Origin of the sequence: Arthrobacter sp. STN4, assembly GCF_024539665.1 — a bacterium.
Lineage (GTDB): Bacteria > Actinomycetota > Actinomycetes > Actinomycetales > Micrococcaceae > Specibacter.
This window is the reverse complement of record NZ_JAKZGX010000001.1, coordinates 360954-376193: the sequence shown is the minus strand read 5'-3', so window position 1 is coordinate 376193 and position 15240 is coordinate 360954. Positions and strand designations below refer to the sequence as shown.

Below are 15240 nucleotides of genomic sequence, written 5' to 3'. Positions count from 1 at the left end.
ACCACGCCCCCGCCAGCTTGGCACGCCGTCGTCGTGCGGCGGTGCCGCAGCGGCTACTTGACGGCGCCGGCCGTCAGGCCCGCCACGAAGTTCTTCTGCAGGAGCAGGAAGCCGATGACGATTGGGATGGAGACCACCACCGAGGCGGCCATGATCTGGTTCCAGTACACGTTGGTCTGCGTCGAGTAGAGCTGCAGGCCCACGGCCAGGGTGCGGTTGGCGTCGGTGGTCATGACGGAGGCGAACAGCACCTCGCCCCAGCTGGTCATGAAGCTGTAGATGGCCACCGCGACCAGGCCCGGCCGCGCGGTGGGCAGGATGACCGTGATCAGGGCCCGCATGGGGCCGCAGCCGTCCACCTTGGCCGCCTCGTCCAGCTCCCGCGGGATGCCGTCGAAGTAGCCGGCCAGCATCCAGATGGAAAACGGCAGCGAGAACGTCAGGTAGGTGATGATCAGGCCGGTGCGGGTGCCCACGAGCTGGACACCGAAGTTCGTGTTGATGTTCACGAAGATCAAAAACAGCGGCAGCAGGAACAGCACGCCGGGCAGCATCTGGGTGGAAAGCACCGTGGTGGAGAACACCGAGCGTCCGCGGAAGTTGTACCGGGAGATGGCGTAGGAGGCAAAGATGGCGATGATCAGCGACAACACCGTGGCCACGCTGGAGACAATCACCGAGTTGACGAAGTAGTTCCCCAGCGGAACGGTCTGCCACATGTCGATGTACGGCTGGATGGTCAGGGTCTTGGGCCACCAGGAAAACGCGCCCTGGACATCCTTCAACGGCTTGAGCCCGGAGATGACCATGACCCAGATGGGCACGATGGTGAAGATGGTCAGAATCGCGATGGTGGCGATCCTGAAGGATTTGGCACCGGTGGTTTCACGCACGGTCTTTCCTCCGGTTCATGAAGAGCAGGTAGATTCCGCTGACAATGAGCAGGAACAGCAGAAGCAGGACGGACATCGCCGCACCGGAACCAAAGTTCCAGGTCAGGAACGAGGCGTTGTAGATGTGGAAGGAAATCAGGTCGCCGGCCGGGGGCTGGGAACCGCCGAACAGAACGAACGGGGTGTTGAAGTCGTTGAAGGTCCACAGGAACATCACCAGCAGCAGCACCATGTTGACCGGACGCAGCATGGGCAGCGTGATGGACGACCACTGGCGCAGCGGCTTGGCGCCGTCCACGGCCGAGGCCTCGTAGACGTCGTTGGGGATCGACTGCAGCCCGGCCATGAGCATGAGGAAGGCAAACGGCCACAGCCGCCAGATCGCCACGATGACAACGGCCCAGAAGGCGTTGTCGCCGATCAGCCAGAAGGGCCTGGCACCCGGCAGGCCAAGGTTGTCAAAGAAGAAGTGGTTGATGGCCCCGTTGTCCTTTTGCAGCATGAACTTCCACGCGATGACGCCGGCGTACATGGGCAGTGCGTAGGGAATCAGGAACAGGGTGCGGAAGAAGCCGCGGCCAAAAAAGGACTTTTGCAGGGCCACCGCGGCCGCCATGCCCAGGCCCCAGGAGATGCCGACCACCAGGATGGTGAAGGCGGCCGTGATCAGGAAGGACTTGAGCAGCCCGGCGCCGATCGCGGAGTTGAAATCGAGTGCGATCTGGTAGTTCTTCAGTCCCGTGACGGGTGCATTGCCCCAGTTGGAGATGTACATCTTGGTGAGCTTGAGAAAGCTCATCCAAATGCCGGTGGCCATCGGGATGACATGGATGACCAGTTCGAAGACGACGGCGGGGGCCAGCAGCGCGTACGGCAGCCACCAGCCGGCCTTGCGGGTTTTGCGTTTCCCGCCCCTGGCCGCCTTGTCGGCGGCTCCGGACTTGCGGGTGGTGGTGGTTGCAGACACTGCGGCACTCACCTTTCTTCGGAAGTGTGGAAATGGGGAAGGGGCGGGGCCGGCGATGCGGGCCCCGCCCCTTCGTCACCGCTGGATGGGCCCACGGGCCCGGGTGCCCCTGGTCCGTCCCGGCTGCGGGCCGGACCAGGTGCGTGGGGGATCAGCCGGCGGCTTCCACTGCCTGCTGGGCCGTGGTCAGCGCCGCCTTGATGTCAGCCTTGGAAACGGTGCCGCCGGAGGCGACCGTGGCGAACATTTGGTTCATGGCCTTGCCCACGGTGCTTTCAAACTGGTCCTCGGCAGAAACCAGCGGGAGGGGCTTGGACTTGTTCGCGTAAATGTCCTCGAACGTCTTGGCCAAGGCGGAGTCCGTGGTGAAGGTCGGGGTGACACCGGCCAGGACGGGAAGTGCGGCAAAGGACTTGTCGAGCGTGTTTTGCGTGTCCTTGCTGGTCATGAACTTCACGAACTTCAGTGCCGCGTCCTTGTTCTTCGTGTTCTTGAAGATGGACATGTTGATGCCTGCAACCATCGTGGCGATGTCCTTGCCACCCGCGGGGGCCGGGAAAGCCACCACGCCGAACTGGTTGTCCTTCATGCCCTGGGAGGCGATGGAACTGTTCGCGTTGTTCTGGCTCAGGACCATGGCAGCCTTGCCGTTGGCAAAGTCGTTGATGGCCTTGGTGCCGTTGTCGTACTGGGCGTTGCCGGGATCCACCACCTTGTCCGTCTGCATGAGGTCCAGGTAGCGGGCAATGCCGTTGACGACGCCGTCGGAAGTGAAGGTCGGCTTGCCGGATGCGTCAAAGAACTCCGCGCCGTTCTGCGCCGCGTTGATGAAGGCAAAGTGTGAGTTTTCCGTGTAGCTGCCGGCGGCCAGGGTCATGCCGTGGACGGAGCCGGTGGTCAGCTTCTTGGCGTCGGTGACCATTTCCTCCCAGGTGGTGGGAGGGGTCAAGCCGGCATCCTTGAACATGGCCTTGTTGTAGTACAGGCCGTAGGCCAGACCATAAAGGGGCACCGAGGTGGGGTCCTGCCCCGGAACGCCGCCGGTGTCCATGGCGGTCTTGACGAACTTGTCCTTGCCGCCGATCGCGGTAAACGCGGCGGAGTCGAACGGCATGAACGCGCCGGTGGACTGCAGCGAGGCGGCCCAGGTGTTGCCGATGTTCAGCACGTCGGGAGCCTGGCCGGAGGTGACTGCCGTCTGGATGCGGGTCTGCAGGTCGTTCCAGCCGATGACTTCCAGGTTGACCTTGATGCCTGTCTCATCCTGGAATTTTTTCAGCTCCGGGGTGAGCACTTCCTTGTCATTTTCAAGGCTGGTCCCCTGGTTGCTGGCCCAGTACGTCAGCGTGGTCCCTGAGCCGCCCGTGGAGCCGGAATTGGTGGTGCCACCACTGCAGCCGGTGGCGGTGACCGCCAGGGCTGCGATTGCCGCTGCTGCGGCAAAAGTACGAATTTTCACTTTCGCGACTTCCTTGTCATTGTCGTGGGATACCCGAAAAGTTGGTTCCTAGGTGTCTCGGGCGGACCCGTTTCTCATCGTGAATCCAAAGCTAGACGAACTTATGCCGAGCGTCAATCAAAAGTTGAAGGTTAATTTTCGGCCTATTGAACTACATCCATCAGATCTCCCAACAGAGGACGCCCTACATGGCTGCAATATTGGCGAAAAACCTTGAAAATTCAGGGATTTAAGTATGTCCGGGCAGACGTATTTCCTGTGACCAGCCTAACTGAACCGGTTCAGCAAAATCGGATTGTTACCGCTTTGTTATGAAGCTGCGGGGTTCAAAGGGCGGCGTTGGCGAGGCTTTCCCGCCGGTGCAGCACACCGGCGGCCATCGCCACGTTCGCGGTCTGGTGCCCGGCGATGGTTTCCAGCAGCAGGGCGGCCGAACGGCGCCCCAGCTCCATGGTGTTCCGGGCCAGCGCGGCGACCGCCGGCGAACTGAGCTGGCACAGGATCGAATCGTCCCAGCTCAGGATGGAAACCTGGCCCGGGACGGCAATCCCGAGCCGCTTGAGCGCCCGGAGCCCGCCAATGGCCATGAGGTCGTTGCCGTACGCGATGGCGGTGGGAAACTCAGGGGACCCCGGCGCAAGGCCGGCGACGACGGCGGTGGTCGCCTTGCCGCCGTCGTCCGCGGTGTAGTCCGAGGTGCTGAACACGGCCGTCATGCCCAGCCGGCTGGCATGGGAATGGATGCCGGCACGGCGGGCCGCCTCGTGCGTGAGCCCCGGCGGGCCGGAGACGTAGGCGATGTGCCGGTGGCCGCGCGCGTGGAACGCCTCCACCACGGTGGCCGCATCCGCGCCCTGGTCCACCGTGGTGTTGGCGCCAAACGGCGTGGGGCCGGCGTCCTCGGCGGCGCCCACCAGCACGTGCGGCAGGCTCAGCCCCGCCAGCAGCTGGGGGCGGGGATCGTCGGCAAAGCGGTCGAAGACGATGACCCCGTCCACGCGCCGCTCCCCCGCCCACCGCCGGTAGACGTCCAGGTCGCGGCGTGGCTCCGGGGGCGGGGCGGGGGTGACCATCCGCAGCATCAGGTTCATGTCGTGCTCGCTGAGGATGGCCTCGATCCCGGCCAGGACGTTCATGTAAAACGACTCGGAGCCCACCTCCTCCGGGGTCCGCGCCAGCACGATCCCGACGGCCTCGCTGCGCGACTGCGAGAGCGCCCGGGCGCTGGAGCTTGGATACCAGCCCAGCTCCGCGGCGAGCGCCAGGACGCGGGCGCGGGTCGGTTCGCTGACCCCGGGCTGGCCGTTCAGCGCGTAGGAAATGGAGGCCTTGGACATGCCAAGGCGCTGGGCCAGGCCCGCAATGGTGACCTTTCCCGCCGGGCCGGACCCGCTCATGACGGCTGCTGTTGCGCCAGCAGGCGTTCGACGCCGGACGGGGCCAGCACGTGGTCAATCACCAGGCGCCCGGCGCCCAACACGCCGGCGTGGTCGGCGGCCATGGACTGGACAATGCGCAGCCGCGCCGTGGCGAGCGGCAGGGACCGCTGGTACACGATTTCCCGCACGCCGGCCATGAGGTACTCCCCGGCCGAGGAGAGCCCGCCGCCGATGACAATGACCGACGGGTTGAGCAGGTTGACGCAGGCCGCCAGCACGTCGCCCACGTCCCGGCCGGCCTGGCGCATGGCCGCGATGGCGGCGAGGTTTCCGCGCCGGGCCAGCTCCAGGACGTCCTCGCCGGTGGCCGCCGGGACGCCTGCGGCTGCCAGCGAGGCTGCCACGGCAGGTCCGGACGCCAGGGCTTCCAGGCAGCCGTGGTTGCCGCACCGGCACAGCACGTCGCCGCCGCGGGGGACGCCGATATGCCCGATGTCCCCGGCCGTCCCGTCGGCCCCGCGCTGCAACAGCCCGCCGCTGATGATGCCGGCTCCGATGCCGGTGGCGACCTTGACGAAGAGCAGGTTTTCAGCGTCGGGCCAATAGGTGGCCCGTTCGCCGAGGGCCATGATGTTCACATCGTTGTCCACCAGCACGTTGGTCTTGAACCGCCGCTGGACGTAGGCAGGAACGTCAAAGCCGTCCCAGCCGGGCATGATGGGCGGGCTCGCGGGCCGTCCGGTGGAATGTTCCACGGGCCCGGGCAGGCCGATGCCGATGCCCACCAGTTCGCGTTCGTGCCGGCCGGACTGGGCGAGCAGCTGCCCGGAATGCTCCAGCACGGCGTCCAGCACGGGGACCGGGCCGGTGGAGATGTCGATGGATTCGCGCAGCTCGGCGAGGATCTTGCCGCTGAGGTCGGTGAGCCCGATGAGCACGTGCGTGGCGCCGACGTCGACGGCCAGGACCACGCGGGCCGTGGGTTGGAAGGCAAAGCGCGACGGCGGGCGCCCCCCTGAGGAGACCGCCTCGCCGGCGGGCCCGATCAGGCCGGAGCCGGCCAGGGCATCAATGCGCGCCGCAACCGTGGAGCGGGCCAACCCCGTGATTTCCGTCAGTTCCGCCCGGGTCCTGGCGTGGCCGTCGCGCAGGAGCTGGAAGACGTCGCCCGCCCGGGAGGTGCCGGCGCCCGGGGCACCGCCGGCGGTGGCTGGGGTGGGCAGGGCTGGTGAGTGCGGCATCCACAACAAATAACACACTGGCCCCCTTCTGTCACACTTCTATCCGACGAAATTCCAAGTTGGGGAATTTCTTCCCAACTTTTGCTTGACGGCCGTCAAAAGTTCCCCTAGCTTGGAGAAGAACAACCAATTGCACCTTTCGAGGAGACCCTCCGTGACGTATTCACTGCAGCTGTACACCGTGCGCAAACCCCTCGAGGAGGACCTGCCCGGCACCATTGCCCGCGTGGCGGAACTTGGCTTCACGAAGGTGGAGCCGTACAACTTTGTGGCCACCGCCGACGCACTGGCCGCCGCATTTGCCGAGAACGGCATCACCGCCCCGTCCGGCCACGCGCCCTTGCTCAAGGACGACCAGGACGGGATTTTCCGCGCCGCCCGGACGCTCGGCATCACCACGGTCATCGATCCGTTCATTCCGGCCGAGCAGTGGCAGAACGCCGAGGACATCCAAAAGACGGCCGCGGCCCTGAACGCCGCGGCGAAGAAGGGCGCCGAATACGGCATCCGCGTCGGCTACCACAACCACTCCTGGGAGCTGGAGTCCAGGATCAACGGCACCACGGCCCTGGAGTACCTTGAAACGCTGCTGGACCCGGAGGTGGTCCTGGAAGTGGACACCTACTGGGTTTCGGTGGGCGGCGCCAATGCCGTGGACGTGCTGGCCCGCCTCGGCGATCGGGTGAAGTTCATCCACATCAAGGACGGCCCCCTCACCATGGACACCAAGGCCCAACTGCCGGCAGGCCAGGGCGAGGTACCCGTCTGGGACGTCATTGACGCGGCAAAATCACTGGAGGTCGGCGTCGTGGAGTTTGATGACTACGCCGGGGACATCTTTGACGGCATCGCCCAAAGCCTTGCCTTCCTCAACCGCGGAAAGGCCTGAACGCCATGACTGCCACCAAAAGCGGGCCGGTCGGCGTCGCCGTCATCGGCGCCGGCAACATCAGCAAGCAGTACCTGGACCACCTGACCACCTTCCCGGACGTCGTGGTCCTGGTCGTCGCCGACCTCTTCGAGGAAGCCGCCGCCGCCCGGGCCGCCGAATACGGCATCGCTGCCTCCGGCGGGGTGGATGCGGCATTGGGCCACCCCGACGTCGAGATCGTGGTCAACCTGACCATCCCCGCGGCCCACGTTGAGGTCGCCACGGCGGCCGTGCGCGCAGGCAAGCACGTGTGGACGGAAAAGCCGTTCTCGCTGGACCGCGAAAGCGGCCTGGCCCTGCTCAAGGAAGCCCGGGCTGCGGGGGTCCGGCTCGGCTGCGCCCCGGACACCTTCCTCGGCGCCGGCCTGCAGACCGCCCGCCGGCTCATCGACGCCGGGGAAATCGGCACCCCGCTGACCGCGCTGACCATGTTCCAGTCCCCCGGCCCCGAATCCTGGCACCCGAACCCGGCCTTCCTGTTCCAGGCCGGTGCGGGCCCGCTGTTCGACATGGCCCCGTACTACCTCACCGCGCTGGTGCAGGCATTCGGCCCCATCGCCAAGGTAGCCGCCGTCGGTTCCACCGCCTTCCCCACCCGCACCATCGGTTCCGGGCCCAAGGCCGGGGAAGTGTTCGACGTCGAGGTCCCCACCCATGTGAGCGCCATCGCCCAGTTCGAGTCCGGCGCCTCCTCGCACAGCGTCTTTAGCTTTGAGTCCCCCAGGGCCCGTGTGGGGTTCGTGGAAATCACCGGCACCGAGGGCACCATTTCACTGCCGGACCCGAACAACTTCGACGGCGACATCCGCCTGTGCAGGCGCGGCGAGGAGGAATGGTCCACGATTGCCGCCGAGGGCCCGTCCAACGGCCGCGGCATGGGCGTGCTGGACCTGGCCCGTTCGCTCCGTGCCGGCGTCCCCCACCGGGCACCGGGCGAGCTTGCCTACCACGTGCTGGACGCCATGGTCTCGATCGCCGAGTCGGTGGACAGCGGCGAATTTGTCACCGTTGACAGCACGGCCCCGGCCTCCGCACCGCTTCCCGCTGACTGGGACCCCACCCAGGCAACCCTCTAGGAATCCCCCGATGACCTCCCTCCAAGTTCCGGCCGGCACCCGTCCGTTGGGCGTGGCCGTGATTGGCTACGCCTTCATGGGCCAGGCCCACTCCCACGCCTGGCGCACCGTAGCCAGCCACTTTGACGTCCCGGCATTCGAGCAAACGGTCATGGTGGGCCGGAACGCGCAGGCCGTGGCCGCGGCTGCCGCCAAGTACGGCTGGAGCGAATCGGCCACGGATTGGCGGGAGGTCATTGCCCGGGACGACATCGACATTGTGGACATTTGTGCCCCCGGCTGGCTGCACGCGAAAATTGCGACGGCGGCCCTCGCCGCGGGCAAGCACGTCCTCGTAGAGAAGCCGTTGGCCAATTCCCTGGCCGAATCGGAGACCATGGTTCGCGCCGCCCGGTCCGCCCGGGCAGCCGGGGTGCGCTCCATGGTGGGCTTCAACTACCGCAGGCTCCCCGCGCTTGCGCTGGCCCGCCGGCTCATCGCGAACGGAAGGCTCGGCACCGTCCGCCAGGTCCGCGCGTCGTACCTGCAGGACTGGCTGGTGGACGGCGAATCGCCCATGACGTGGCGGCTGCGCAAGGAATCTGCCGGCTCGGGTGCGCTCGGGGACATCGCCTCCCACGCCGTCGACCAGGTCCAGTTCCTGCTCGGGGACACCGTCACGGCGGCCTCGGGCATGCTGCACACCTTCGTCACCGAACGGCCCGGCCCGGATGGTCCGGAACCCGTGACGGTCGACGACGCCGCCTGGGCCAGGCTGTCCCTGGCCGGCGGCGCCATGGCCAGCGTGGAAGTGTCGCGGGTGGCGCTGGGGCAAAAGAACGCGCTGCGGCTGGAGGTTTATGGCACAACCGGGTCAATAACGTTCAACCTGGAAAACCCGAACGAGCTGTATTTCCTCGACGGCACGGAACCGGTGGAGGTCCAGGGCTTCCGGCGCATCCTGGTCACCGAGCCCGAACACCCGTATGTTTCCGGCTGGTGGCCGCAGGGGCACGTGCTGGGGTGGGAGCACAGCTTCACGCACCAGATCCGCGATTTCCTGCTGGCCATTGACGGCGGCACCGACCCCTCGCCGTCGTTCGAGGAGGGGCTGGGCGTCCAACGCGTCCTGGCCGCGATTGAGTCCTCCTCCGCAGCCGGCGGCATCACGACGCCGGTTGAGCCTGTCGAAACCGAGCCCGTCGAGACCCAGCCTGCCGAACCCGCACCCTCATCCATCGCGTCTAGGAGTTAACCATGCCCCGCCCGTATACCCTGTTCACCGGCCAGTGGGCCGACCTGCCGTTCGAGGAAGTGGCCCGCCTCGCCTCCGAATGGGGCTACGACGGCCTGGAAATCGCCTGTTCCGGGGACCATCTTGACCCGTGGCGCTGGGACGAGCCCGGATACGTCGAGGGCAAGCTGGCCCTGCTGGAGAAGTACGGCCTGAAGGTGTGGGCCATCTCCAACCACCTCAAGGGCCAGGCCGTCTGCGACAATCCCATCGACTTCCGCCACCAGGCCATCGTCGGCACCAGGGTGTGGGGCGACGGCGAGCCCGAGGGTGTTCGCCGGCGCGCGGCCGAGGAAATGAAGCTGACGGCCCGCCTGGCCCAGGCCCTGGGCGTGAAGACCGTGGTGGGCTTCACCGGTTCCTCGATCTGGCAGTACGTGGCCATGTTCCCGCCCGTCCCGGCGGCCGTGATCGACGCCGGCTACCAGGACTTTGCGGACCGCTGGAACCCGATCCTGGACGTCTTTGACGAATGCGGCGTGCGCTTTGCCCACGAGGTGCACCCGTCCGAAATCGCCTATGACTACTGGACCACGGTGCGCACCCTGGAGGCCATCGGCCACCGGGAGGCGTTCGGGCTGAACTGGGACCCGTCGCACTTCATGTGGCAGGGCATCGACCCGGTGTCCTTCATCTGGGACTTCAAGGACCGGATCTACCACGTGGACTGCAAGGACACCAAGCTGCGCCTGACGGGCCGCAACACGGTCATGGGCTCGCACCTGGCCTGGGGCGATCCCCGCCGCGGCTGGGACTTCGTCTCGGCCGGCCGCGGCGACGTGCCGTGGGAATCGGCGTTCCGCGCGCTGACGGCGATCGGCTATGACGGCCCGATCTCCGTCGAGTGGGAGGACGCCGGCATGGACAGGCTCCAGGGCGCGCCCGAAGCCCTGGCCGCCCTGAAGAAGTTCAACTTCGCGCCGTCCGAGCTGTCCTTCGACGCCGCCTTCAGCCACCAGGACTGACTCCTCGAACGGGCACTTAATGGGACTGTTTCGCGGAAACATCCCCATTAATTGCCCGCTGGCGCGATGCCCGGTTCGGCGATGCCCGGGCGGGTCGGGGTGGCCAGTCAAAACCTGCGGCGCCGGCGCAAGGACCGCGGCGCAGAAGAAGACCAGCGGCAACCACAAACAGTAATAGCTGCCTTCCTATTACGATTTAAGCAATCAAATGTGAACAAGTGAGCCGCCATTCGCACCACCGCAGGCCCGCCCGGCGCAGAACGGGACGCCGTCGGCGCTAAAGTGGATGCCATCATGAGCATTCCAAAAACCGCACCGGCCTCGGTCCGTATTGATGCGTGGCTGTGGTCCATCCGCGTGTACAAGACACGCTCCGTGGCGACGGCGGCCTGCCGTGCCGGGCATGTGAAGCTCAACGACGTCAATGCCAAGGCCGCCCAGACAGTGGTACCAGGCGACACCGTCCGCGTCCGCGAGTCCGGCTGGGAACGCATCCTGGAGGTGCGCCGCCTGATCAACAAGCGCGTCGGCGCCGAGGCCGCATCCCACTGCTTCACCGACCACACTCCCCCGCGCCCCGTGCTGCCAGCGCTCGGCCTCCCGCAACGCGACCGCGGCACCGGCCGCCCCACCAAGAAGGACCGCCGCGACATGGACAGGCTCCGCGGCGACTGACCCCTCCGGTGGTCGAGCATCGAGATCCGGCACGTGTATCGGTCGGCTCATCACGGCTCCGGACGCCGATCGCGGAAAGGGACGCCGGTAGAACGCCGTCCCTTTCCGTCCCCGTCCCCGGCTAGCGCTTTTCCTCGACCGTCACGGTCCAGGAATCGATGTTGGCCGCACGCACGTCGAGGTAGTACTTGCCAGCTGACTTGTGGAGGGCCGTCACGTTCGCGTCCGGCTTGCTCAGCATGACAAGGGGGAACGCGCCGTCCTTGGCAATGTCCTTTCCTGCGGGCTCCAGGTAAACGGCGGCCACCACCGTGTCGGCTCCACCCTTGAAGTCGTAACGCAGCTGCGCCTCGCCACCCGTCAGCTCAAAGACCTGGCTGGAGCTGTCGGCCGTGCCGCTCAGCGTCGCCACGGTGGTCCACTTCTTGGCAACCGGGGCGGCTTCTTTCTTGGCCGGGGCGGCAGCGGGCGCAGGGGCAGCGGGCGCAGCAGCGGCAGGCGCCACCGGTGCTACAGGTCCAGCGGCAGGTGTTCCGGCACCGGATCCGGCGGTGCCACCGGACACGGCGCCCACCACCAGCAGCACGGCGGTGACAATCCAGGCAAGAACCTTGTGCTTCGCATAGCCGGCCAGCAGCTGCCCCCGCTTGTCCGTCTGCTTCCCGGCGAGCGTGATGATGAGGTCCACGAGCGTCCAGATGCCCAGGCCGCCAAGGGTGACGAGCTTGAGGATCCCGGTGCCGGCCTTGCCCAGGTAGAACCTGTCGACGCCCAGGCCGCCAAGCAGCAGGGACAGGACCCAGGTGGTGACGAAGGACTTGGTGCCGGTGACGCCCGGCAGTGGTACGGGCTGCAGGAACGGGGTCCCCGGCTTGATGGTGTGAGTCATGGTTGTTTCCTTTCGTGGACGCGGTGGGTGGGCCGCGTCAGGGTATGTTGGCTGCCGCGGTGGCGGCAATGGTTCGGACCGGGCTACTGCTTGGTCCAGGTCCCGCAACGGGAGGTCTTGAAGTCCTGGCCGGCACTGAGCGTCACGGATGGACGCCCGCCGCCGGGGATGTCGTTTTCGATGATGTCGGAGCCGTTGCTGCCGCCGGCAAGAATGGCCCAGTAGCAGTCGGAATCGACGGCCGAGGTGCTCACGTACGTGCCGGGGGCGATGTCGCGCCCGACGGCCCAGGTGCCTTCACCAATGGTGTTTTTGGCCTTCTCCTTCTCGGCCCCGGAGACGGCGTCCTCGCGCTTCTTCACTGCCGCCTGGTCCTCCCCGACCTTCTTTTCGGCAGCGCTCACGGCACTTTCACGCTCCGCAACCGCATCCTCGCGCCCCTTGATTTGGCTTTGCAAGGCTGCAAACTGGCCATCGAGCTGGCGGTAGGCGGACCTTGAGTTATTCAACGCCTCATCCACGCCGGCCTTGTCCTGCGCAAGTTGCACATAGGCATCGCTGGCGGTGGGGTCCGGGAGGCTGCTGCCAAACCAGGTGCCCGCACCCAGAAGTACGACGGCGGCCGCACCGAGCACGAGCGCCTTCGTCTTCCACGTGCTCCGGGTGGTCCCCTTTGGTGCGGGGCCAGTTTTCCTGGTCGGACTTCCCTTGGGTGCCGGGCCTCCCTTGGGGCCCGCTCCCTTGGGTGCGGGGCTTCGCTTAGAGGCGGGGCCGCTCTTGGGCGTCATCGTCTCAGCCGGAACGGACTCCCCTTTCGCGGGAGGCACGGGGCCCGCCGCTTGCGGGCTGTTTTTTTCTGTCATGTCAATTTCCCTACGAATCGGTGCGCGATGATGGGTGGTGCTGCCCGGCCCCCAGTGACGGGGCCTGCAGTTCTTCGAAAGTGCAAGCACCGGTCTCGTCCGGCGCCCCAGCGTGGGGCCTCGGCAAGAGGTGTGTTGGTGCAGGGTGGCCGTCCCCCAATGAACGGCCACCCTGCGGCAGCGGCGGGTCAACAACCGGGGCATCGTCGCCGGGACCTTGCCCCGACCCGCCGTCCGGGCAGCCAAGTCGCGCCTTCGGTGCGGCAACAGCCACCTGGGGCCGGCGCGCCGGCTGGCCAGCGCCGAACAGCACTCCGTTGGCCAGGCCCAGCACGTGGCCGTAGGTGCTGAAGACGAGCTCGTGGCCGGGCTCTGTGCCTTCGATTGTGCTGCCCATGACGGTTCCCCCCAATGTTTCGGATGCTGTTCCTTGCTGACAGGAACACGCTAGGCCCGTTGATGAACCAGATTTTAAAAAACAACTGATAATGGGACTTATCAACATGTTGTTCACAGAATGTGGATTGCGACATAAGCTGTACACGCACCCAAAATGCGGATGAAAAGGAGGGCACATGAGCGAACCGGCCACGACCCTGCGCATCTCGCTGGCGGAAATTGCCGCCCTTACCCGCGTGAAGCGGCCCGTGGTGTCCATGTGGCGCAGCCGCAGCAGGGACACGCCCACCCCGTTCCCGGACCCGGTCCAGGTGAACCGCGGCCAGCAGCTGTTCGACGCCGGCGAGGTGGGCGGTTGGCTCGAGGCCACGCAGCACGGCAACAACCCGCACGCCCGGGCGGACATGGCGTCGTTTGCCCGGCACGACTCGGCCCGGACAGACCCGGAGGCATCCTTTGCCGCCCAAACCGCGCTGATCACCCTGCGCCGGCTGGCGGGCGGCCCGTTGGCCGCGCTCGGCCCCGGGGAACTGCTCGACGCCGCGGACGAGGCGGACCCCGACGACGACTTCCTCTATTCGGAAATCGAGGGCCTGGGCCAAGACGCCCAGGAATGGGCCGCCCGGGCCGACCAGCTGGTGGATGCCGCCTACTCCCCCGCAGCCGCCTTGGAACAGCTCCTGCGCGAGCGCTTCAGGGCGGGCTTGAGAGGCTACGCGGACACGGCCCTCGCGGAAGCGGCCGTCGAGCTGGCGGCGAGGACCGCCGTCGAACTGGCCGGGCATGGCGACACCGGATGGCCCGTGTTTGTCGATCCCACCGCTGGCGGCAGCGACCTGCTCGTGGCCGTCCTGGACAGGCTGCCGGAGGACGCGGACCCCGTGTTCGTCACGCGCAGCGGGCGGGACCAGGCGTCGCGGACCGCCCTGCGCCGCCTGCTGGTCCACGGCGCGCGGCGCAGGGCCCTCACGGTGACGGGCACCGGCCAGTTCACGGTCGGGGAGCCGGCCGTCCATGTGGCGTCCTACCCGCCGCCCGGCGCCCCGGACCTGGCCGCGCCGGACATCCTGGCGGACATTGACAACACCGTGCTGCAGATGGACGATTCGCAGCGCGGCGTCGTCATGGCGCCCGCGTCGGTGCTCACGGACGCCCTCGACGATGTGAAGGCCGCCGAGGTGCGCTCGGACCTGCTGCGTTCGGGGCGGGTGCGTGCCGTCGTCCGCCTCCCCGCCGGCCTGGTCCCGGCCCGGACCCGCCAGGCGCTGGCCCTCTGGGTGCTGGGCCCGGCCCACGCCTCGGTGCCGATCGCCGAACGTTGGACCATGGTCGCCGACCTCACCGGCACCGTCCTGACGTCCGACGCCGTCCAGGACCTGGTGGGCGACCTCGCCCTTTCCCTGGGCACGGCCGGCACAATCCACGCCCACGCCATGCGCTTTGCCCGGGTTGTCCCCACCTCCCGCCTGCTGGCCCGGCGCGGCGCACTGGTCCGGCACGGCGCCGACCTGCCCGACGAATCCGATGCCGCCGGGCAGGCGGTGCGCGCGGACCGGCTCCTGGCCCAACTCAACGACCCCGGATCCACCCCCGCGCCGGTGCCCCTCAGGGTGTCGCTGGGCAAGGGAGCCCCGTCCAGCGGCACCGTCGAGTCGCTCCTGGCACGGGGCCACCTGCGCTACGTCCAGGGTGTGCGGCTGGCCGCGGGGCTCCCCCTGGCGCACGACGGCGGCGCCCGGGTCCTCGGGCTGCCGGAACTTGGGCACGGCGCGGGTAAGGGACGCCGCGGCGCGGCTGCCAGGAGGATCGGCCGCCTGGTCCTGGCGGCCAACCACCCCAACGCGCGGCTGACCGAGCCCGGCGACGTCGTCTTCACCACCTCGCCCGCACCCGCCGCGCTGGTGGACGGGGAGGGCGGCGCCGTCGTCGAGTACCCGGCGCGGGTGCTGCGGATCAGCGGCGCCGATCCCGGCGGGCTCATGCCGGAGCTGCTCGCTGCGGACATCAATGCCGCCGCCTCCAAGGACTGGCGGCACTGGGCACTCCGGCTGGTGCCGCACGCAGCGGCACAGCAGTTGCAGCACGTCCTGGGACTCCTGGAGCGGGAACGGGCCGCCGCCCAGCTCAGGCTCGACCGCCTCACCGAACTCACCACGCTCCTGCGCGACGGCGTCAGCGCCGGCGGGCTCGCCGTGGACGCTACGATCGATTTAACGTAAAAGGAAGATGC

General features: G+C 67.4%; 14 protein-coding genes. 6 read left to right on the top strand and 8 right to left on the bottom strand.

What is annotated here, in order from left to right; translation table 11 throughout:
- Positions 1 to 53: 53 nt before the first annotated feature.
- The 5 genes from MMF96_RS01790 to MMF96_RS01770 form a co-directional block, all read right to left on the bottom strand.
- Entirely contained in the window at positions 54 to 893 is an 840-nt protein-coding gene (locus MMF96_RS01790; RefSeq protein WP_256882340.1) for a carbohydrate ABC transporter permease, read from the bottom strand.
- A complete protein-coding gene (locus MMF96_RS19720; protein WP_256882339.1) occupies positions 886 to 1860 on the bottom strand; it encodes a carbohydrate ABC transporter permease in 975 nt (324 codons plus the stop codon). The genes MMF96_RS01790 and MMF96_RS19720 overlap by 8 nt, the downstream gene beginning before the upstream one ends.
- 151 nt (positions 1861 to 2011) lie before the next feature.
- Positions 2012 to 3319, bottom strand: coding sequence for a sugar ABC transporter substrate-binding protein (locus MMF96_RS01780; protein ID WP_176616976.1), 1308 nt, complete (start codon positions 3317 to 3319; stop codon positions 2012 to 2014).
- A gap of 326 nt (positions 3320 to 3645) precedes the next feature.
- On the bottom strand, positions 3646 to 4716 hold the full coding sequence (locus tag MMF96_RS01775) for a LacI family DNA-binding transcriptional regulator (protein WP_256882338.1): 1071 nt from the start codon (positions 4714 to 4716) through the stop codon (positions 3646 to 3648).
- Positions 4713 to 5939, bottom strand: a complete 1227-nt coding sequence (locus MMF96_RS01770; protein WP_256882337.1) for an ROK family protein — start codon at positions 5937 to 5939, stop codon at positions 4713 to 4715. Before MMF96_RS01770 ends, MMF96_RS01775 begins: the two co-directional genes overlap by 4 nt.
- Before the next feature lie 154 nt (positions 5940 to 6093).
- On the opposite strand from MMF96_RS01770, the gene MMF96_RS01765 reads away from it, so the two are divergent.
- The 5 genes from MMF96_RS01765 (at position 6094) to MMF96_RS01745 (ending at position 10859) form a co-directional block, all read left to right on the top strand.
- Positions 6094 to 6828, top strand: coding sequence for a sugar phosphate isomerase/epimerase (locus MMF96_RS01765; RefSeq protein ID WP_176616979.1), 735 nt, complete (start codon positions 6094 to 6096; stop codon positions 6826 to 6828).
- Positions 6829 to 6833: 5 nt separating this feature from the next.
- Positions 6834 to 7946: a Gfo/Idh/MocA family protein gene (locus MMF96_RS01760; RefSeq protein WP_256882336.1), complete on the top strand. Its 1113-nt coding sequence runs from the start codon at positions 6834 to 6836 to the stop codon at positions 7944 to 7946.
- 10 nt (positions 7947 to 7956) lie between these two features.
- The gene (locus MMF96_RS01755) at positions 7957 to 9180 is read left to right on the top strand and encodes a Gfo/Idh/MocA family protein (protein WP_256882335.1); all 1224 of its coding nucleotides are present in this window, start codon (positions 7957 to 7959) and stop codon (positions 9178 to 9180) included.
- 2 nt (positions 9181 to 9182) lie between these two features.
- Positions 9183 to 10184 carry a sugar phosphate isomerase/epimerase gene (locus MMF96_RS01750; protein ID WP_256882334.1) on the top strand — a complete coding sequence of 334 codons (1002 nt, stop codon included), beginning with the start codon at positions 9183 to 9185 and terminating at the stop codon, positions 10182 to 10184.
- A gap of 294 nt (positions 10185 to 10478) precedes the next feature.
- Entirely contained in the window at positions 10479 to 10859 is a 381-nt protein-coding gene (locus MMF96_RS01745; RefSeq protein ID WP_176616983.1) for an RNA-binding S4 domain-containing protein, read from the top strand.
- 121 nt (positions 10860 to 10980) lie between these two features.
- On the opposite strand, the gene MMF96_RS01740 is transcribed toward MMF96_RS01745, so the two are convergent.
- The 3 genes from MMF96_RS01740 to MMF96_RS01730 form a co-directional block, all read right to left on the bottom strand.
- Positions 10981 to 11748 carry a TM2 domain-containing protein gene (locus MMF96_RS01740; protein WP_256882333.1) on the bottom strand — a complete coding sequence of 256 codons (768 nt, stop codon included), beginning with the start codon at positions 11746 to 11748 and terminating at the stop codon, positions 10981 to 10983.
- An 83-nt stretch (positions 11749 to 11831) separates the two neighbouring features.
- A complete protein-coding gene (locus MMF96_RS01735) occupies positions 11832 to 12383 on the bottom strand; it encodes a hypothetical protein (protein ID WP_176616985.1) in 552 nt (183 codons plus the stop codon).
- A gap of 238 nt (positions 12384 to 12621) precedes the next feature.
- Entirely contained in the window at positions 12622 to 13008 is a 387-nt protein-coding gene (locus tag MMF96_RS01730) for a hypothetical protein (RefSeq protein WP_256882332.1), read from the bottom strand.
- A 178-nt stretch (positions 13009 to 13186) separates the two neighbouring features.
- Here MMF96_RS01730 and MMF96_RS01725 point away from each other — a divergent pair, with 178 nt between their 5' ends.
- Positions 13187 to 15229 (top strand): hypothetical protein, encoded by a 2043-nt coding sequence (locus MMF96_RS01725; protein WP_256882331.1) that lies wholly within the window; start codon positions 13187 to 13189, stop codon positions 15227 to 15229.
- Positions 15230 to 15240 lie beyond the last annotated feature (11 nt).

Coding starts and splice junctions, on each gene's coding strand:
- MMF96_RS01750 (WP_256882334.1), top strand. CDS start 9,183: ATGCCCCGCCCGTATACCCTGTTCACCGGCCAGTGGGCCGACCTGCCG.
- MMF96_RS01775 (WP_256882338.1), bottom strand. CDS start 4,716: ATGAGCGGGTCCGGCCCGGCGGGAAAGGTCACCATTGCGGGCCTGGCC.
- MMF96_RS01740 (WP_256882333.1), bottom strand. CDS start 11,748: ATGACTCACACCATCAAGCCGGGGACCCCGTTCCTGCAGCCCGTACCA.
- MMF96_RS01755 (WP_256882335.1), top strand. CDS start 7,957: ATGACCTCCCTCCAAGTTCCGGCCGGCACCCGTCCGTTGGGCGTGGCC.
- MMF96_RS01745 (WP_176616983.1), top strand. CDS start 10,479: ATGAGCATTCCAAAAACCGCACCGGCCTCGGTCCGTATTGATGCGTGG.
- MMF96_RS01730 (WP_256882332.1), bottom strand. CDS start 13,008: ATGGGCAGCACAATCGAAGGCACAGAGCCCGGCCACGAGCTCGTCTTC.
- MMF96_RS01770 (WP_256882337.1), bottom strand. CDS start 5,939: ATGCCGCACTCACCAGCCCTGCCCACCCCAGCCACCGCCGGCGGTGCC.
- MMF96_RS01725 (WP_256882331.1), top strand. CDS start 13,187: ATGAGCGAACCGGCCACGACCCTGCGCATCTCGCTGGCGGAAATTGCC.
- MMF96_RS01760 (WP_256882336.1), top strand. CDS start 6,834: ATGACTGCCACCAAAAGCGGGCCGGTCGGCGTCGCCGTCATCGGCGCC.